Source organism: Streptomyces sp. NPDC001668 (assembly GCF_042893155.1).
Classification (GTDB): Bacteria; Actinomycetota; Actinomycetes; order Streptomycetales; family Streptomycetaceae; genus Streptomyces.
On the sequence record NZ_JBIAUQ010000018.1, the window covers coordinates 12,364 to 29,422 of the forward strand.

The following is a 17,059-nucleotide window of genomic DNA, read 5'->3' on the forward strand; positions in this document are numbered from 1 at the left end:
AAGCCGTGGGTAGCAGAAGGCGCGTCGCCGAGCGACGGAAGACCAAGCCCGCCGTGGTCGGCGGGATGATCGCCGTGGTCGTCGGCGGCGCCGGCTTCGGCGTCTACGCGCTGTACGGCGCGGGGGCCGCGGCCGACGACCGGACGCAGAACACCTCCGTGTCGGCCCAGGACCACAAGCCGAAGGTCAAGACGGGGCCGCTCTCGGCGACCGAGGTCACCACCACCGCGACCACCTTCCTGACCTCCTGGCAGCAGGGCAAGGTGGGCACGGCCGCCGCCGCGACGAGCGACACCGCGGCCGCCACCGCCCTCCTCACCGACTACGCCAAGGACGCCCACATCACCGGCGTGACCCTCGCCCCGGGCACCCCCACCGGCGACACCGTGCCCTTCTCCGTGAAGGGCACGGTGTCGTACAAGGGCCTCACCAAGCCGCTGGAGTACGCCAGTTCGCTGACCGTGGTCCGCAACACCGGCACCGGGAAGCCGCAGGTCGACTGGACCGCCTCGGTCGTCCACCCCGATCTGACGGACGGCGACACCCTGGTCACCGGCGAGTCCGGCACCCCGCCGATCAAGGCGGTCGACCGGAACGGCGGCGAGATCACCGCGGCCGAGTACCCGTCGCTGGGCACGGTGCTGGACGGTCTGCGCGAGAAGTACGGCAAGAAGGCCGGCGGCAAGGCGGGCATCGAGCTGCGGGTGATCCGCGGCAAGGAGTCCAAGTCCTCCGACAAGACCCTGGTGGAGCTCAGCAAGGGCACCCCGGGGACCGTGAGGACGACCCTGAACCCGACACTCCAGGCGGCCGCCGAGGCACAGGTCGCCAAGCAGGCGAGGTCCTCGGTCGTGGTTCTGCGCCCCTCGACCGGCGAGATCCTCGCGGTGGCCAACGCCGGCCACGGCTTCAACACCGCCTTCCAGGGCTCCCTCGCGCCGGGCTCCACGATGAAGGTCATCACCTCCTCGCTGCTCATCGAGAAGGGCCTCGCGTCGGCGGACAAGCCGCACCCGTGCCCGAAGTACTTCACGTACGGCGGCTGGAAGTTCCAGAACGACGACAAGTTCGAGATCAAGGGCGGCACCTTCAAGGCGAGCTTCGCCCGCTCCTGCAACACCGCCTTCATCAGCCAGGCCGGCAAGCTGGACAACGACAGCCTGACCAAGCAGGCCCAGCAGGTCTTCGGCCTGTCCATGAACAACTGGGCGATCGGCGTCCCGTCCTTCGACGGCTCGGTGCCGGTGCAGAGCGCGGCCCAGAAGGCGGCCTCGCTCATCGGCCAGGGCGGGGTCCGGATGAACCCGCTGAACATGGCGTCCGTCGCCGCCACCATCGAGTCGGGCACCTTCAAGCAGCCCTACCTGGTGTCCCCCTCGGTCGACCACCGCACCCTGGCCACGGCCTCACGCACGATGTCCTCGGGCACGCTCTCGCAGCTGCGCGAGCTGATGGCGTACACCGCGGGCTACGGCACGGCGGCCGAGGCGATGTCCGGGGTGTACGGCAACGTCGGCGCGAAGACCGGCTCCGCGGAGGTCGACGGCCAGAAGAAGCCGAACGGCTGGTTCACCGCGTACCGGGGCGACCTCGCGGCCGCGGGCGTCGTCCAGGCGGGCGGCCACGGCGGCGACACGGCGGGCCCGATCGTGGCGACCCTGCTGAAGCTGGGCGGCTAGGGCCTGTCGTTTGGATCAGGCCGGCTGTGAGGTGCGGTGCTTTTCAGCGGACTCGAGCGGGGTCTGGTGCGTGCAGCTGCAAGGCGGAGGAGGGAGTCGACGCGGAGCGTCGGCGACCGACGACAACGCCGCAGATGTGCGTGCCAGACCCCGCGACGCCGGGATGATCCAAACGACAGGTCCTAGCCCCGGACCGGAGTGGTCGCCGCCATGTACGTCCGCCGCAGGAATCTGAGCAGGGCCTTCTGCTCGAACTGCACCACCGACACGCCCTGCGGCGAGTGGAACTCCACGACGGCCTGCACCCGTCCGCACGGCCACACCCGCACCTCTCCGGTGCCGACCGGCGCCCTGAGTCCCTGCTCCAGGAGCGCCCGCGAGAAGGTCCACTCGGGGGTGCCCGGCAGGCCGATCCGTACCGAGCGCGGGTCGGCCTCCGGGTCGTAGCGCAGGACCACCGGGACCGCCTCGTCCTGCGCGATGTCCGCGTCGGAGACGATGTGGGCTCGTGCGTACTGTTCGACTACAGACATCGTGACGGCCCTCTCACGCTGCGTAACCTGTGCGGAAGCTGTGCGTCCACCCCCCTCCCAGCGTCGCACATTTCCCGTGTTCCGCCCCCTGGACCGAAAGCCCGTGACTTGCTGTTCGTGGCACGACTCTCTTGCAAAGAGTTCGCAACAAGCCACTATCATCGAACGGTGCATGTGCCTGACGGATTCATAGACGCCCCCATCTCGGCAGCGACCGGAGTCGTCGCCGCGGCCGCCGTCGCGGTGAGCCTGCGCGGTGCCCGCCGTGAACTGGACGAACGCACCGCGCCGCTGGCCGGCCTGGTCGCGGCGTTCATCTTCGCCGTGCAGATGCTGAACTTCCCCGTCGCGGCCGGAACCAGCGGACACCTGCTCGGCGGGGCACTGGCCGCGATCCTCGTGGGCCCCTGCACGGGAGTCCTGTGCGTCTCCGTGGTCCTGCTCATGCAGGGCATCCTCTTCGCGGACGGCGGCCTGACCGCGCTCGGCGTCAACATCACCGACATGGCCGTCGTGACCACGGTCGTGGCGTACGCCGTCTTCCGCGGGCTGGTGAAGGTGCTTCCGCGCAGGCGGAGTTCGATCACCGCGGCCTCCTTCGCGGCCGCCGTCCTCTCCGTGCCCGCCGCGGCCGCCGCGTTCACCCTGGTCTACGCGATCGGCGGCACCACCGACGTCTCCCTCGGCAAGGTCGCCACCGCGATGATCGGCGTCCACGTCCTCATCGGCATCGGCGAGGCGGTCATCACCGCGCTGACCGTCGGCGCCGTCGTCGCCGTACGCCCCGACCTGGTGTACGGCGCGCGGGGCCTGAAGCAGAAGCTCAAGCTGCGGGTCGGCGACGAGCTGGTCGACGCACCGGACACCGCGCCGGTCGCCGCCGCCCGTTCGCACCGCAAGGTGTGGATCACCGGCCTGGTCACCTCCCTGGTCCTCGCCGGGTTCGTCAGCTTCTACGCCTCCGCCGCCCCGGACGGGCTGGAGAAGGTCGCCGCCGACAAGGGCATCGACGCCAGGACCGAGAAGCACACCACGGCGGACTCGCCGCTCGCCGACTACGGCGTGAAGGACGTCGAGAACGCCCGCCTGTCCGGGGGGCTGGCGGGCGTGATCGGCGTCGGCGTCACCGTCGTCGCGGGCAGCACGGTGTTCTGGGCGGTGCGCAGGCGCCGTACGACCGACACCACCCCCGTCAGCACGAGCAGCGTCTGAGATGGGCGCCGGGCACGCGCACAGGCTCTACCGGCACGGGCACTCGCCCGTGCACGCCCTGCCGCCGCACACGAAACTCGCGGCCGTCTTCGCCTTCGTGGTGGTCGTGGTCTCGACCCCGCGCGAGGCGATGTGGGCGTTCGGCCTGTACGCCGTCCTCCTGGGCGTCGTCGCCTACCTCGCGCGCGTGCCCGCCCGGTTCCTGCTGAAGCGGCTGCTGATCGAGGTGCCGTTCGTGGCGTTCGCGGTGCTGATGCCGTTCGTCGCCGAGGGCGAGCGGGTCGGGGTGCTCGGGATGTCCCTGAGCGTGAGCGGCCTCTGGGGCGCCTGGAACGTGCTCGCCAAGGGCACGCTCGGCGTCGCCGCGTCGGTGCTCCTCGCCTCCACCACCGAACTGCGCGAACTGCTCCTCGGCCTGCAACGGCTGAGGCTCCCCCCGCTCCTCGTCCAGATCGCGTCCTTCATGATCCGCTACGGCGATGTCATCACCGACGAGATGCGGCGCATGCGGATCGCGCGGGAGTCGAGGGGGTTCGAGGCGAGCGGCGTCAAGCACTGGGGCGTCCTCGCCAAGTCGGCCGGCGCGCTGTTCATCCGCTCCTACGAGCGCGGCGAGCGCGTGCACCTGGCCATGGTCAGCCGCGGTTACGCCGGTTCGATGCCGGTCATCGACGAGGTGACCGCGTCCCGGGCGCAGTGGTCGTACGCCCTCGCGCTGCCTGTGACCGCCCTCGTCGTCTGCGTGTTGGGATGGACTCTGTGACAGCTTCCCTCGAAGTGACCGGACTGGCCTTCGCCTACCCCGACGGGCACCAGGCCCTGTTCGGCGTGGACTTCTCGATCGCGCGCGGCGAGCGGGTCGCGCTGCTCGGCCCGAACGGCGCCGGCAAGACGACCCTGGTGCTGCACCTCAACGGCATCCTGAGCGGCGGGGTGGGCACGGTGAGGGTCGCCGGGCTGCCCGTGGACAAGAAGCACATGGCGGAGATCCGGCGCCGGGTCGGCATCGTCTTCCAGGACCCCGACGACCAGCTCTTCATGCCGACCGTGCGCGAGGACGTGGCGTTCGGACCGGCGGCGGCCGGGCTGCGGGGGCCCGAACTGGAGGAGCGTGTGGACCGTGCGCTCACCAGGGTCGGCATGGCGGAGTTCAAGGACCGGCCCCCGCACCATCTCTCCTTCGGCCAGCGGCGCCGGGTGGCGGTGGCGACCGTCCTCGCCATGGAGCCGGAGATCCTCGTCCTGGACGAGCCCTCCTCCAACCTGGACCCGGCCTCCCGCCGCGAACTCGCGGACATCCTGCGCTCGTTGGACGTGACGGTCCTGATGGTCACGCACGACCTGCCGTACGCCCTTGAGCTGTGCCCGCGCTCGCTGATCCTGAGCGAGGGCACCATCGCCGCGGACGGCAAGACCGCCGAACTCCTGGCCGACGACGCCCTGATGCGGGCCCACCGGCTGGAGTTGCCCTTCGGATTCGATCCGCGGTCCGTGACAATGGGCGGGTGACGAACGAAGAGGACGCCGGATCACTGCTGCTGGACGACCAGCTGTGTTTCGCGCTGTACGCCGCCCAGCGCGCGGTGACGGCCGCGTACCGGCCGCTCCTCGACGAGCTGGGGCTCACCTACCCGCAGTACCTCGCGCTGCTGGTGCTGTGGGAGCGCGGCGAGACGACGGTGAAGGAGCTGGCGAGCGCCCTGCGCCTGGACTACGGCACGGTCTCGCCCTTGCTGAAGCGCCTGGAGGCGGCGGGGCTGGTGCGCCGGGAGCGCGCGGCGGCCGACGAGCGCTCGGTGCTGGTCGCCTGCACGGCCCGCGCGGAGGAGCTCAGGGAGCGCGCGGCCTGTCTCCCGGGCGCCCTGCTCGCGGCGACGGATCTCGACGGCACGGAGGCAGGGCGGTTGCGCGAGGAGTTGTGGCGGCTCGCGCGACGGGCGGACGCGGCGGCCGAGCGCCCCCACTGACCTCCTGTTACCTGAAGTCACTACCCCTGGTGGTCCGGCCCCGACCTACCGGCCGGTACCTTGTGCACGATGTACTTGCGCGCACTTCTCCGGGGGGAGATCAGCCATGCCTGAGGAAACAGCCGTCGACACCCGGCCGACGAAGATCATGTACGTAGCCGAGGCCACCGCGCACGGCGGCCGGGACGGCTATGTCACCAGCCAGGACGGCCAGATCGAGCTGAAGGTCGCGATGCCGCCCGCGCTCGGCGGGGACGGCAACGGCACCAACCCGGAGCAGCTGTTCGCCGCCGGGTACAGCGCCTGCTTCCACAACGCGCTGATCCTCGTCGGCAACCGCGCGGGCTACGACCTCAGCGGCTCGACGGTCGCCGCGAAGGTCGGCATCGGCCCGAACAGGACCCAGGGCTACGGCCTCGCGGTCGCCCTGAGCGTCTCCCTCCCGATCCTCGACGCCGGCCTCGCGGCGAAGCTCGTGGACGCGGCCCACGAGGTCTGCCCGTACTCGAACGCGACCCGCGGGAACATCGACGTGACGATTCTGCTTGGCTGAGAGGGGCACCGAGCAGCAGCAGGAGGAGTACGGCGTGGACGTGAACGGCACAGTCGCCGAGGGCTTCGAGCCGGTCAGGGACGTGTTCGCGCGGAACTTCGAGGCGCTCGGGGACCGGGGCGCGGCGGTCGCCGTGTACCGGGACGGGCGCAAGGTCGTCGACCTGTGGGCCGGCACCAAGGACATCGACGGCACCGGGCCCTGGGAGCGCGGTACCGCGCAGGTCGTGCGCTCGGCGACCAAGGGCGTCGCCGCCGCCGTACCCCTGATGCTGCACCAGCGCGGGGAGCTGGACCTGGACGCGCCGGTGGCCGAGTACTGGCCGGAGTTCAAGGCGCGCGGCAAGGAGCGGCTGCCGGTCCGGCAGGTGCTCAGCCACCGGGCCGGGCTGCCGGTGATCGACCGGCCGCTCACCCCCGAGGAGGCCCTGGACCCGCTCAGGGGCCCCGAGGCGGTCGCCGCGCAGGCACCCGCGTGGGAGCCCGGCACGGACCACGGGTACCACGCGCTGACGTACGGCTGGATGCTGGACGAGCTGGTGCGCCGGGTGACCGGGCTCGGTGCCGGTGAGTGGATCGCGCGGGAGATCGCCGGGCCGCTGGGGGCGGAGTTCTGGCTCGGGCTGCCGCAGGCGGAGGAAGCCGCCGGGCGGGCGGGGCGGGTCGGCCGGGTCGAGGCGCCGGAGCCCACCGGTGCCCTGCGCGCGCGTCCCAAGCGGTCCGTCACCGAGGCCTACGAGGATCCCGGCTCCCTCACCCGCCGCGCCTTCGCCGCGATCACCCCCTTCCCCGACCAGAACGCACCGGAGTACCGGGCGAGCGCCCTGCCCGCGACCAACGGCATCGCGACGGCGGACGGGCTGGCCCGGATCTACGCGGCGCTGATCGGCGAGGTCGACGGAGTACGGCTCTTCGACCCGGCCACGGTCGGGCTCGCCCGCGCCGAGGAGTCGGCGGGCCCGGACCGGGTGCTCGTCGTGAACACCCGGTTCGGGCTCGGCTACATGCTGCACGGCAGCGCGTCGCCGTTCCTCGGCGCGGGCTCCTTCGGGCACCCCGGCCGCGGCGGCTCCCTCGGCTTCGCCGACCCGGAGACCGGCATCGCCTTCGGCTATGTCACCAACGGCTTCCGCAAGACGGTCACGGCGGACCCGAGGGCGCAGGCGCTGGTCAGGGCGGTGCGGGCGGCCCTGTAGCGGCTGGCAGGGCTCATACGTTGATGGTGTGGGACGTCCGCCCCGACACCTCGTCGATCTCGTCGTGCGCCTTGGTCAGCAGCTGCATGGCGAGTTCGTTCAGGGCACGCGCGCCCGCGACCTCCTCCCCCACCCTCGGCTGATTCGTGTCGCTGCGGTGACGGCTGGCGTGTCCGTGCGCCCGTACCTCGGTCCCGTCGGGCAGGCGCACCATCGCGACCGCCCGGGTGTGCCGATCGTCCTCCAGGAACTCCATTTCCACATGCCATCCCACTGCGGTGCGCATCATGACGGTCACCTCCGGAGTGTGTCCTTCCAGGGTGCTCCTCGATGAGCGGCCGCGCACGGGGCGCTGTTGCGGACATCACGGGCCCCGTTCACCGGCCGTTCATGTCAGGACATGCATCATTCAGGCTGAACGACCACTACACGGGGGGACGGCCATGGTTCCGCGCAGGTCCGCGCTGGGTACGTCACTCGCCGCCGGGCTGCTCGTCTGCGTCACCGGGTGCGGCGCGGCGGACGGCGGTGTCCGGACCGAGGGCCCGGCCCCCACCCGTGTCCCCTGGACCGGACCCGTGTACGTCCTGAACTGGGAGTCCGAGCCCGCCGAGCGACCCGGCCTGATGGACCTGACCGACTACACGACCCTGGACTGGATGCGGTGGCGCGGCTGGGGCTCGCCCCGGGCCACCGCGACCGGCTTCGTGATGGACTACGCCTGCACCTCCGACTGCCCCGGGGACGCGCTGCCGAGCTACCGGGTCGAGATCGTGCTCAGCGGGCTGGTGAAGCGCCAGTACGCGGCGTACTACAGCCACGCGGCCGTCACCCCCGTGCACCGCCCCGCGCCCGACTGGGCGGAGGACGTGAGCAGCGTGCCCCTGCGGGTGCCCAAGCCCTGACAACGCAGCCCTGACGACGTTGCCCGGCCCACGGGAGAGACAGACCATGCACGACATCCTGCTCGTCGAGGACGACGAGATGATTCGCGAGGCCACCCGGCTGACCCTGGAGGGGCACGGCTACCGTGTCCGCGCGGCGGCCGACGGGGTGCGCGGCCTTGAGCTGTTCCGCGCGTCCCGGCCCGACGTGGCGATCCTCGACATCATGCTGCCGGGCCTCAACGGGGTGAGCCTGGCGGGCCGTATCCGCGAGGAGTCCGGTGTCCCCGTGCTGCTGATCTCGGCGCGCAACGACCCGGTGGACGTGGTGATGGGCCTGGAGGCGGGCGCCGACGACTATGTGACCAAGCCGTTCGACGGCCCGGTCCTGGTCGCCCGGGTCCGCTCGCTGCTGCGCCGGGCGGCACCCGCCCGACCGGCCCCGCAGGACCACGGAACCCCTCGCCTGTGCTTCGGTGACCTGGAGTTCTGCCCGACGACCCTGGAGGTACGGCGGGGCGGGAGCCCCCTCGCGCTGACCACGACCGAGCTGAAGCTGGTGCGGGAGTTCGCCGGCGCACCCGGCATCGTGCTCACCCGGGATCTGCTCCTGGAGCGGGTCTGGGACTACGCCTGGTCCGGGGACACCCGGGTGGTGGACGTCCATGTGCAGCGGCTGCGGGCCAAGATCGGCCGGGAGCGGATCGAGACGGTACGGGGCTTCGGCTACCGGCTGTGCCGCTAGGCCGCTGTGAACATCGGTACGAAAGTCGCCGTAGCCGTCGCCACGGCGGCCGTGGCCGTCGCCGCCGTGATCGGCGTCCTGGTCCACCGGGTCACCGCCGCCGACCAGCTCTCCACCGCCCGCTCCGAGCTGGACCGGCAGTTGGTCGGCGCCGCCTACGACTACGCCGCCGCGCGCAGGTCCCCGGCCCGGATCAACCCACCGGATCTGCCGGGGCCGGTGGCGGACGCGGTGCGGAGCGGGTCCCGGGTGACGTATCTCCACGACGGCAGGCTGTGGGCGGCGACGCAGGTGGCGGATGGGGAGGTGCTGACGCTGTCGCGGTCGTACGCACCGGAGATCCGGCGGCTCGCGACGCTGGACCGGACCCTGGCGGCGGTGGGGGCGGGCGCGATCGTGCTGGTGTCCCTGGCGGGGCTGTTCCTCGGGATGCGGATGGGCCGCCGGGCCGAGTCCGCCGCCCGCACCGCGGAACGCATCGCGAACGGCGACCTCGACGCCCGGGTCCGGCCCGGCGGGCGGGACGAGATCGCCCGCCTGTCGGCCGCCGTCGACACCATGGCGGACGCGCTCGGCGCCCGTCTGGAGGCGGAGCGCCGGGTGACCGCCGACATCGCGCACGAGCTGCGCACGCCGGTCGCGGGCATGTCGACGGCGGCCGGACTGCTGCCGCCGGGGCCGGCCACGGACCTGATCGTGCGGTCCGTGACGAACCTGCGCTCCCTGGTCGAGGACGTTCTCGAAGTGGCCCGCCTGGACGCCCGGGTCGCCGCGCTGGACACGGAGGAGCGACAGGTCGGCGCGATGGCCCGGCGCGCGGTGACCGGCCTCGGGCGGACCGGGCAGGGGCCGGACGAGGCGGAAGCCGGGGCCGGCCGGTGGCAAGCCACGGCAGACGACGGGACCGGCCAAGTGCGGGTGGTCGTGGTGGCCGACGCCGTCGTGGTCACCGATCCCCGGCGTGTGGAACGGGTGCTCGCCAACCTCGTCTCCAACGCGCTGCGGCACGGGGCGCCGCCCGTCGAGGTCGAGGTGGACGGGCCCGTCGTGCGGGTCCGGGACCACGGTGAGGGCTTCCCGGCCGATCTCCTCGCGGTGCTGCACACCTCAGGACCGCAGCGGTTCCGTACGACCGCCGCGGGCACCGGGACCGGGCTGGGGCTGACGATCGCGGTCGGCCAGGCGCGGCTGCTGGGCGCCCGCCTGACGTTCCGCAACCGTCCCGACGGCGGCGCGGAAGCCGTGCTCACCCTTCCGGACCGGCCTTCAGGGTGAGCCCGTCGTGATGAACCGCTGATACACAGTCGTGCGGCGGTCGAGATGTTCGCTTCCTACGTTCCTCACGCCGGCCCGACCGACAGGCCGGGATCCCCAGTGAAGGAACCACCTCGTATGAACGCAACCCTCGCCACGGCCCCCGCGCGCCAGGAGCGCACCGCCGGGCAGACATCCGGGCCCTGGTGGCGCAGCAAGCGTCAGCTGTCCGTCCTGCTGCTCCTCGCCGCCCTGTTCACGGGCGCCTTCCAGACCGTCCCGGCCCTCCAGAACCACGCGGGCGCGGCCGTCTCCGGAAACCTCAACGGAACGACCAGCCCGCCGAGCGGCTTCAACACCGCGATCAACTACTGGTCGAGCCAGGGCTGGCCGGTCAGCACCTCGAACCGGACGCACACCCGGATCCTGTGCGAATGGGACGGCGTCCACAACTACTGCGTCAACCACCGCCAGTTCATCGACGGCGGCGGCCGCTACAACGACCGCGACGGCCAGCTGCGGCGGTACCTCCTCAACGGCTACTCGGGCCCGCAGGTCTGCTCCCAGCACGGCTCCACCGTGTGCACCGGCCGTCCCGCGAGCAGCTGGATCGGCAACTTCCACGAGTACGACGTGAACTGGCGCCACACCCGCGGCGCCGCCCGCGACGCCATGCGTATCGTCCGCGTGCACGGCGGCCCGAACGACGGTGACACCTTCGTGACGACCGACCACTACCGCAACTTCACCTTCATCGGCTCCCGCCACTGACACCGCCGGCACCCCGACGCTCCCTGAGCGGGCCGACCCCCTGACAGGTCGGTGGACGGATCCACCACTCCCCCATGGGTCCGTCCACCGGCCGCCGTACGAAGGAGTCCACCCAGAGATGACACCGAGCAACGCCGCCTGGGAGGCCATGCCGGAGGAGGAGTCGGAAGCGCGCTGGTCGCGGTTCATCGACCGCTTCCGTTTCCACCCCGGCGTGCACCCCGAGGACTGGCCCGCCGTCGACGAGCCGGCGCCGTCGGTCACCTACGACCTCACGCCCCTCTTCGAGGCGGCGGAGCCGGAGTCCTCGGCCGTCCTGGACCGTCTGGAGCGGCAGGTCCTGGCCTCCCTGACCGAGGCGTTCCCCGCGGGCGAGCGCCTGGCGGTGCTGGACTGGCAGCACACCGGCCAGTGGTTCCGCCCGCATCTGGCCGCGGACGTCCCCTGGCCGGTGCCGGTCTTCCCGAACGGCGACTACCACCTCTTCCTGACCGAGGACCTGACCGACGGCATCCTCGGCCACCCCTGGGAGCGGACCCTGTGCGTCTTCGGCCCGCGCCTGACCGCGACGCTGGTCCCGCGGCTGAACTGGCTCCCGGTCGCCCGGTCACGGTCGTGAGCGACCAGGGCCCCGGTCCGGGGCCCTGGTGCGGTCGGGCCGGTCAGCCGTCGGACTCGGCCGACGGAAGGTAGGCGCCCGGTACCTCGGCGGGGGCGTAGACCTCCTTGTCGCCGGGGTACGGCTTGGTCCAGTCGTGGGTCTGGTACCAGGTGTAGCGGTTCATCTGCTCGGCGTTGGCGTAGTCCGGCACGGCGTGCGCGCCGGTCAGGCGCTGGTGCGAGGCCCAGGTCTTCCACTCGGCGGCGAGGTCCTGCTTGGCCGCCGGTACCGCCGCGGAGGTCGGCGCGGGGGCCGCGTCGGTGTCCTGGGCGGCCGGGGTGTCCGGGCCGCAGGAGGGCGTGGGGCTCACGCCGAGGGTCAGCGAGGTGCGGTTGGGCACCGCGGTGAACGGGGTGGGGTCCGGCTTGCTCGTGAACGCCCCGTACATCGGGGTCGCCGCGCTGTCCTTCTGGTTCATCGGGTGGATCCCGAGGATCTGCTCGACGGTGCGGATCATCGTGATCTGCGTGTAGTAGTGGCTGTCGACGGTGCCGTGCTGGGCGTAGGGGCTGATGACCTGGACCGGGGCCCGGTGGCCGTCGACGTGGTCGAGGCCGTTCTGGGAGTCGTCCTCGACGACGAAGATCGCGGAGTCCTTCCAGTACTTGCTGTGGGAGATCTCGTCGACCATCCGGCCGACCGCGAGGTCGTTGTCGGCGACCTCGGCGGCGGCGTTGGCCGGGCCGCCGGTGTGGTCGTTGGAGAACCAGAACATGTTCAGGTTCGCCGGGCCGTTCTTCTCGAAGTCCTGCTGCCAGATCTGTTCCTTGTAGATGTCCGGGACGCTGAGGTCGAACATCGGGAAGCCCTGCACCGACACGTCGTTCAGGGACGGAATCGCCGAGCCGGTCTGGATGGGGTACTGGGTCCCCGCATCGGTCGCGGCCATGTTCTTGGTGTCGCAGTACAGGTTCTGCCAGGTGGCACCGGCCGGCTTGGTCTCCGTCGACTGGAACTCGCCGAAGTCCTTGACCGACTTGCCGGCCGCCTGCGCGCCGCTCCAGATGAAGCCGGACTTCTGGTGGCCGAGGACGTCGTTCTCGGTGTCGTAACTGCGCGTGTACTCACCGGCGGAGGACTCGGTGTACTCCGGGTTGTCCGACTGCATCAGCCAGTTGTGGCCCTCGGCGGAGTTGGTGCCGATGTCGTAGAAGTTGTCGTAGAGGCCGAACTGCTGGGCCAGGGCGTGCTGGTTGGGTGTGACGTTCGCGCCGAAGGTCGTGAGCGCCGGGTCGCCGTCGCCCTGCGGGAGGTCGCCGTAGACCTGGTCGTAGGTGCGGTTCTCCTTGACGAGCAGGAAGACGTGCTTGATCGTCGAGGGGTCGCCGAGGCGGGCCGGGACCGGGACGGGCCTGGCGTGACTGGTGCCCTTGGCGGTGGTGACCGAGCCGGGCGTCCAGCCGTTCTGCTGGAAGACCTTGGCGGTCTGCGCCTTGACGACGAGGTCGCTCGGCAGCGTGAACTCGGTGAGGCTGGACGTGGTGTCGTGGGTGCCGTGTCCGGAGGCGGTGGTGGGCCGGCGGGCGTCTATGCCACGGGTGTTGGAGACGACCACCTTCTTGCCTACTGTGGTGATCTCGGCGGGGAAGTAGTCGGTGGGGAGCAGGCCGACGTAACTGGCGGGCTCCTGCGCCGACTTGTACCGGTAGACGGCGACCGCGTCGGCCCGGCCCAGCGTCACCAGCAGGTGGCCGTCGTCGGTGAGGGTGACCGCGTCGGGCTCGTAGCCGACCTTCGCCTCGGGCCAGGGCTGGGTGGCGATGGTCTGGACGACCTTGTCCTTGCGGGTGTCGATGACCGAGACGGTGTTGTCGGCGGTGTTGGTGACGAACACCGTGCCCTTCTTGGCGTACACGGCGGTCGGGTGCAGGCCGACGGTGATGGTCTGGACGGCTTTGCCGCCAAGGGTGTCGATGACACTGACCGTGCCGGACGTCGAGGCACCGGTCTCGGGGTTGGCCGGCACCTGGGTGCCGTACGAGTTCATGGTGGTGTCGCCGGCCTTCGCCGGACGCCCGCCCTCGTTGCTGACGTACAACGTGCCGCCGACCAGGGCGAGTCCACGGGGCGCGTTGCCGACAGGCCAGCTCTGCTTGACGGTTCCGGTCGCCGCGTCGATGGCGACCACCGTGTTCTGGCCGTTGACCGCGGAGTACACGGTGGAGCCGTCGGCGGAGAACACGGCCGCGCCCACCAGCGCCTGCTGGGAGCCGACGGCCGGGATGTTGACGGCCACCGGGTGGGCCAGGGTGCCGTCCGCGTTGACGGTGAACTTGGTGTAGCCGTTGGCCTGGCCGAGCCACAGCTGCTTGCCGTCGGGCGAGTAGGTGGGTCCCTCCTGGCCGACCGCGGCACTGCTGATGCGCAGGTCGTCCGCCGCGCTCGCGCCGATCTTCTGCTTCACCTGCCCGGTCGCGAGGTCCAGGATGACGAGGGCGGCGTCGCCGTCGGTGACCGCGGCCGCGAGGTGGGTGCCGTCCGGGCTGACCGTGGACGACATGATCTTGCCGTCGTTGATGACGGTCCGGCTGCCGTACGGCTTGAGGTACTGGTCGCTGGAGATGACCTCGCCCTTGGCGGTGTCCTGCGCGACCTGCTGGGTGCCGAACTGGTAGGTCGAGGCGACCGCGGTGCCGGTGACGCCGAGGGCGACGGCGATGCCGGCCGTCACCAGCGTGGTCCGACGGCTGAGGCGTCTGACCTGTTGGCGGCTCCGGCGCTGCCGAGTTACCTGCATGGGACTATCCCTTCGAGGTGGTGTCCAGCAGCTCGACGTTGCCGTCGAACTGCCACAGCGGGTTGGGCGCGTCCCCGGTGGAGGTCCGCACCAGGAAGTAGCCGTTCACTTCCTTCGGCCCGTCGCCGTCGGCGACGAACCGCCCGTCCGATCCGACGTCCAGCTGATAGACAGCCGTCCCCGCCACCGGTACGCCGGGCAGGTGCCAGGTCACGACACACCGCCAGTCATTGCCCGCCCCCCGCTGAGCGGCCTGGCCGTCGCTCTTGGTGCACGCCGCCGAGGCCCTGAGCTGCGCCTCGGTGACGGCGGGGCGGTGGAGTTGTTCGGTCTGGATGCGGTAGAGGTGGGCGAAGGCCGTGGCGAGGGAGCGCTGGACCTTGGCCTGGGTGATGCCCGTCGAGGGGGCCGCCACGGCGATCACCGCGACGCTGAGCGCGGTCAGCGCGGCGAGCGGCAGCACGCCCACCGTGACCGCGCGGCGCCCGGTACCGTCGTAGGCGAGGTGGGTGAAGTCCCGCCGCAGGAACAGCAGATAGGCCAGTCCGGTCGCGAGCAGGGCCCACGCCAGGCTGACGGCGACGCCGATCAGGAGCGGGGCGAGCTGGGCCGGGGCGGTGAACAGGCCGTTGAAGGAGACGAAGGCGTAGCCGGGCAGGGCGAGGCGTACCGCGACGGGCAGCGGCAGCATCTGGGCGACCTGCATGCCGAGCGCGACCAGCGGGGGCAGCAGGAGTCCCATGGGGGACCGCCCGAGGGCGACCGACCCGAGCAGGCCGATCGCGGCGAGGGCCAGGGTGGGGGCGAGGGCGGCGGCCCAGGCGAGCAGGACGTTCCGCGCGGCGTCCCCGGCGGACAGCAGATGGCCGTCGAGGCCGACGAGCGGCTGGTCGCCGACGGACGCGAGGCCGCCGACGGTGCTGGAGCAGGCCAGCCCGGCCACCAGCAGCAGGATGACGGTGAGGCTGGCCAGCGCCTTCGCCACGAAGATCCGCCGCGGCGAGCGGACCGCCACCAGCAGGTGCCGCCAGGTGCCGAGCCGGTCCTCGGCGGCAAACACGTCACCGGCGACCACGGAGGTCAGCAGCGGCAGCGCCCAGGTCCCCGCGAAACCCAGCATCACCAGCGGCCCGGCCCAGCCGGTGGCGTGCATCCAGCGGCCGAAGAGGGTGTCGGAGGGCAGGGTGCTCTGTTGGCCGACCCCGGCGACGAAGAGTCCCGGCGCGATCCAGCAGGCGAGGACGAGGAGGCGGATACGCCACTGGGAGACGAGCTTGACGAGCTCGAAGCGGTAGCTGCGCGAGACCGGGACCGGGCGGAGGGGGACGGGGGCCGCGCTGAGGGTGGTGGTCATCGGCCCGCCACCCGGTTCTCGGTCAGGGCCAGGAACGCGGCTTCCAAGGGCGAGACCACGGGCGCGAGTTCACGCACCGCGACACCCGACGTCACGAGCCGCGTCACCAGGTCGTCGAGGGCGGGGACCTGTGCGCGGACGACGAGCAGTTCGGTGTCCTGCCGTGTTCCGGCATCGTCGACGATCCGGATCCCGTCCGTGCCGTCGGCCAGCCGCCGCGCGGCCCCCGGGTCGGACGTCCGTACCCGGTAGTCGAGTTCACGGCTCTCGGCGGCCAGCTTGCCGAGCGGCCCCGAGAACACGACCCGGCCGGTGGCGAGGATGGTGACCTCGGAGCACAGCGCCTCCAGGTCGTCCATGCGGTGGCTGGAGAGCACGATGGCGGTGCCGTCCGCGGCGAGCCGGGTGAGGACGCGGTGCACATGCCGTTTCCCGGCCGGATCGAGGCCGTTGGCGGGTTCGTCGAGCACGAGCAGCCGCGGCCTGGTGAGCAGTGCGGCGGCGAGGCCGAGCCGCTGGCGCATGCCGAGGGAGAAGCCGCGGGCCTTGTCGTCGGCGACGTCGGTGAGCCCGACCTGGTCGAGCACGTCGTCGATGTCGGCCGTACGACCGTCCCGGCCGCGGAGTCGGGCCAGCGCGGCGAGGTTCTGCCGGGCGGTGAGCGAAGGGTAGAGACCGGGGCCGTCCACGAACCCGGCGACCCCGTCGGCAGCGGCGAACGCCCGCCCGGCCGGCGCCCCCAGGATCTCCAGGCGGCCGTCGTCGGCGACGGCGAGGCCCAGCAGGAGCCCGAGCAGAGTGGTCTTGCCGGCGCCGTTCGGTCCGACCAGGCCGTGGATCTGTCCCCGCGTCACATCGAGGTCGACGCCGTCGAGCGCCACGACATCACCGAAGCACTTGGTGATCCCGCGGGCCCGGACTGCGTGGAGTGCGTCCATGAGTCCCTTGCGTCCCTTCTTTCGCGGTCCGCAGGGACCTTAGGGACGACACCCGGCCCCGCCACGGACGTCCGCCTGAACGCCCAGGGAACGAAACGTCAAGGCATCGGCAAGTAGGCAAACGAAGGGGCGGGGTTGGGCGGGACTTGGGCGGGACTTGACCGGCTCGGGCCGACAATGAGTTCGACCGCCCCTCCCAGGGCGGTCCCTGCGAACGGGAGACCTCGATCAGCAGAACGCTCGTGGCGGTGTGGGGACTGGCGGCGACGCTCTCACTCGCTGGCTGCACCGACGACCAGGACGATGCCGGGGCCCCTCCCCGGACATCGCCGCCCCGTTCCGTCTCGGCACCGGCGAAGCCGTCGACGCCGTCGACGCCGGACAGTGTCAACCACGTACCGGGCGAAACCGTGGCCAAGGCTCCGGCTTACCCGGACGGCAAGGCCGTGGTGCGGAGGGCGAACGTCCAGGGCAGCGAAGAGCTGGAGATTCCGGGCGGACTGAAGGCCGGGCACCTCGCGGTCCTCGTGAACTGCCAAGGAGAGGGAACGCTCACCGTCGGCCAATGACCGCTGT

18 protein-coding genes are annotated in these 17,059 nt (G+C 71.6%); 13 read left to right on the forward strand and 5 right to left on the reverse strand.

Going from position 1 to position 17,059, the window contains the following annotated elements:
- The first annotated feature begins 5 nt into the window (after positions 1-5).
- On the forward strand, positions 6-1,679 hold the full coding sequence (locus tag ACFYZ8_RS37915) for a penicillin-binding transpeptidase domain-containing protein (protein ID WP_388542221.1): 1,674 nt from the start codon (positions 6-8) through the stop codon (positions 1,677-1,679).
- Positions 1,680-1,861: 182 nt separating this feature from the next.
- Here ACFYZ8_RS37915 and ACFYZ8_RS37920 read toward each other — a convergent pair whose 3' ends face one another.
- Positions 1,862-2,212, reverse strand: a complete 351-nt coding sequence (locus ACFYZ8_RS37920; RefSeq protein WP_359039027.1) for an SsgA family sporulation/cell division regulator — start codon at positions 2,210-2,212, stop codon at positions 1,862-1,864.
- A gap of 168 nt (positions 2,213-2,380) precedes the next feature.
- On the opposite strand from ACFYZ8_RS37920, the gene ACFYZ8_RS37925 reads away from it, so the two are divergent.
- The 6 genes from ACFYZ8_RS37925 to ACFYZ8_RS37950 all read left to right on the forward strand — a co-directional run bounded on the left by ACFYZ8_RS37925 (position 2,381) and on the right by ACFYZ8_RS37950 (position 7,139).
- Positions 2,381-3,424: an energy-coupling factor ABC transporter permease gene (locus ACFYZ8_RS37925; RefSeq protein ID WP_359039025.1), complete on the forward strand. Its 1,044-nt coding sequence runs from the start codon at positions 2,381-2,383 to the stop codon at positions 3,422-3,424.
- A 1-nt stretch (position 3,425) separates the two neighbouring features.
- The gene (gene cbiQ, locus ACFYZ8_RS37930) at positions 3,426-4,187 is read left to right on the forward strand and encodes a cobalt ECF transporter T component CbiQ (protein ID WP_388542219.1); all 762 of its coding nucleotides are present in this window, start codon (positions 3,426-3,428) and stop codon (positions 4,185-4,187) included.
- Positions 4,175-4,933 carry an ABC transporter ATP-binding protein gene (locus tag ACFYZ8_RS37935; RefSeq protein WP_359039021.1) on the forward strand — a complete coding sequence of 253 codons (759 nt, stop codon included), beginning with the start codon at positions 4,175-4,177 and terminating at the stop codon, positions 4,931-4,933. Before cbiQ ends, ACFYZ8_RS37935 begins: the two co-directional genes overlap by 13 nt.
- Positions 4,930-5,391 carry a MarR family transcriptional regulator gene (locus ACFYZ8_RS37940; RefSeq protein ID WP_359039019.1) on the forward strand — a complete coding sequence of 154 codons (462 nt, stop codon included), beginning with the start codon at positions 4,930-4,932 and terminating at the stop codon, positions 5,389-5,391. The genes ACFYZ8_RS37935 and ACFYZ8_RS37940 overlap by 4 nt, the downstream gene beginning before the upstream one ends.
- Positions 5,392-5,497: 106 nt before the next feature.
- Positions 5,498-5,944 carry an organic hydroperoxide resistance protein gene (locus ACFYZ8_RS37945; protein WP_359039017.1) on the forward strand — a complete coding sequence of 149 codons (447 nt, stop codon included), beginning with the start codon at positions 5,498-5,500 and terminating at the stop codon, positions 5,942-5,944.
- A gap of 34 nt (positions 5,945-5,978) precedes the next feature.
- The gene (locus tag ACFYZ8_RS37950) at positions 5,979-7,139 is read left to right on the forward strand and encodes a serine hydrolase domain-containing protein (protein ID WP_388542243.1); all 1,161 of its coding nucleotides are present in this window, start codon (positions 5,979-5,981) and stop codon (positions 7,137-7,139) included.
- Positions 7,140-7,152: 13 nt separating this feature from the next.
- Here ACFYZ8_RS37950 and ACFYZ8_RS37955 read toward each other — a convergent pair whose 3' ends face one another.
- On the reverse strand, positions 7,153-7,428 hold the full coding sequence (locus ACFYZ8_RS37955) for a DUF1876 domain-containing protein (protein ID WP_388542216.1): 276 nt from the start codon (positions 7,426-7,428) through the stop codon (positions 7,153-7,155).
- A gap of 154 nt (positions 7,429-7,582) precedes the next feature.
- On the opposite strand from ACFYZ8_RS37955, the gene ACFYZ8_RS37960 reads away from it, so the two are divergent.
- From ACFYZ8_RS37960 to ACFYZ8_RS37980, 5 genes are all read left to right on the forward strand, one after another.
- On the forward strand, positions 7,583-8,044 hold the full coding sequence (locus tag ACFYZ8_RS37960) for a hypothetical protein (RefSeq protein ID WP_388542214.1): 462 nt from the start codon (positions 7,583-7,585) through the stop codon (positions 8,042-8,044).
- 46 nt (positions 8,045-8,090) lie between these two features.
- Positions 8,091-8,768 carry a two-component system response regulator CseB gene (gene cseB, locus ACFYZ8_RS37965; RefSeq protein ID WP_388542213.1) on the forward strand — a complete coding sequence of 226 codons (678 nt, stop codon included), beginning with the start codon at positions 8,091-8,093 and terminating at the stop codon, positions 8,766-8,768.
- Between the two features lie 6 nt (positions 8,769-8,774).
- Positions 8,775-10,043: an ATP-binding protein gene (locus ACFYZ8_RS37970; RefSeq protein ID WP_388542211.1), complete on the forward strand. Its 1,269-nt coding sequence runs from the start codon at positions 8,775-8,777 to the stop codon at positions 10,041-10,043.
- Positions 10,044-10,160: 117 nt separating this feature from the next.
- A complete protein-coding gene (locus ACFYZ8_RS37975) occupies positions 10,161-10,793 on the forward strand; it encodes a ribonuclease domain-containing protein (protein ID WP_388542209.1) in 633 nt (210 codons plus the stop codon).
- 118 nt (positions 10,794-10,911) lie between these two features.
- A complete protein-coding gene (locus ACFYZ8_RS37980; RefSeq protein WP_388542208.1) occupies positions 10,912-11,412 on the forward strand; it encodes a DUF2716 domain-containing protein in 501 nt (166 codons plus the stop codon).
- A 43-nt stretch (positions 11,413-11,455) separates the two neighbouring features.
- On the opposite strand, the gene ACFYZ8_RS37985 is transcribed toward ACFYZ8_RS37980, so the two are convergent.
- Genes ACFYZ8_RS37985 through ACFYZ8_RS37995 form a run of 3 tightly spaced genes read right to left on the reverse strand, consistent with a single transcriptional unit; the run spans position 11,456 to position 16,483 of the window.
- Positions 11,456-14,191, reverse strand: coding sequence for a phosphoesterase (locus ACFYZ8_RS37985; protein ID WP_388542206.1), 2,736 nt, complete (start codon positions 14,189-14,191; stop codon positions 11,456-11,458).
- A 4-nt stretch (positions 14,192-14,195) separates the two neighbouring features.
- On the reverse strand, positions 14,196-15,545 hold the full coding sequence (locus ACFYZ8_RS37990; RefSeq protein ID WP_388542204.1) for an ABC transporter permease: 1,350 nt from the start codon (positions 15,543-15,545) through the stop codon (positions 14,196-14,198).
- Positions 15,542-16,483: an ABC transporter ATP-binding protein gene (locus ACFYZ8_RS37995; protein WP_388542203.1), complete on the reverse strand. Its 942-nt coding sequence runs from the start codon at positions 16,481-16,483 to the stop codon at positions 15,542-15,544. Before ACFYZ8_RS37995 ends, ACFYZ8_RS37990 begins: the two co-directional genes overlap by 4 nt.
- A gap of 410 nt (positions 16,484-16,893) precedes the next feature.
- Here ACFYZ8_RS37995 and ACFYZ8_RS38000 point away from each other — a divergent pair, with 410 nt between their 5' ends.
- On the forward strand, positions 16,894-17,052 hold the full coding sequence (locus ACFYZ8_RS38000; protein WP_388542201.1) for a hypothetical protein: 159 nt from the start codon (positions 16,894-16,896) through the stop codon (positions 17,050-17,052).
- Positions 17,053-17,059: the final 7 nt, after the last annotated feature.

Coding starts and splice junctions, on each gene's coding strand:
- ACFYZ8_RS37920 (WP_359039027.1), bottom strand. CDS start 2,212: ATGTCTGTAGTCGAACAGTACGCACGAGCCCACATCGTCTCCGACGCG.
- cseB (WP_388542213.1), top strand. CDS start 8,091: ATGCACGACATCCTGCTCGTCGAGGACGACGAGATGATTCGCGAGGCC.
- ACFYZ8_RS37985 (WP_388542206.1), bottom strand. CDS start 14,191: ATGCAGGTAACTCGGCAGCGCCGGAGCCGCCAACAGGTCAGACGCCTC.
- ACFYZ8_RS37990 (WP_388542204.1), bottom strand. CDS start 15,545: ATGACCACCACCCTCAGCGCGGCCCCCGTCCCCCTCCGCCCGGTCCCG.
- ACFYZ8_RS37995 (WP_388542203.1), bottom strand. CDS start 16,483: ATGGACGCACTCCACGCAGTCCGGGCCCGCGGGATCACCAAGTGCTTC.
- cbiQ (WP_388542219.1), top strand. CDS start 3,426: ATGGGCGCCGGGCACGCGCACAGGCTCTACCGGCACGGGCACTCGCCC.
- ACFYZ8_RS37945 (WP_359039017.1), top strand. CDS start 5,498: ATGCCTGAGGAAACAGCCGTCGACACCCGGCCGACGAAGATCATGTAC.
- ACFYZ8_RS37960 (WP_388542214.1), top strand. CDS start 7,583: ATGGTTCCGCGCAGGTCCGCGCTGGGTACGTCACTCGCCGCCGGGCTG.
- ACFYZ8_RS37935 (WP_359039021.1), top strand. CDS start 4,175: ATGGACTCTGTGACAGCTTCCCTCGAAGTGACCGGACTGGCCTTCGCC.
- ACFYZ8_RS37980 (WP_388542208.1), top strand. CDS start 10,912: ATGACACCGAGCAACGCCGCCTGGGAGGCCATGCCGGAGGAGGAGTCG.
- ACFYZ8_RS37975 (WP_388542209.1), top strand. CDS start 10,161: ATGAACGCAACCCTCGCCACGGCCCCCGCGCGCCAGGAGCGCACCGCC.
- ACFYZ8_RS37955 (WP_388542216.1), bottom strand. CDS start 7,428: ATGATGCGCACCGCAGTGGGATGGCATGTGGAAATGGAGTTCCTGGAG.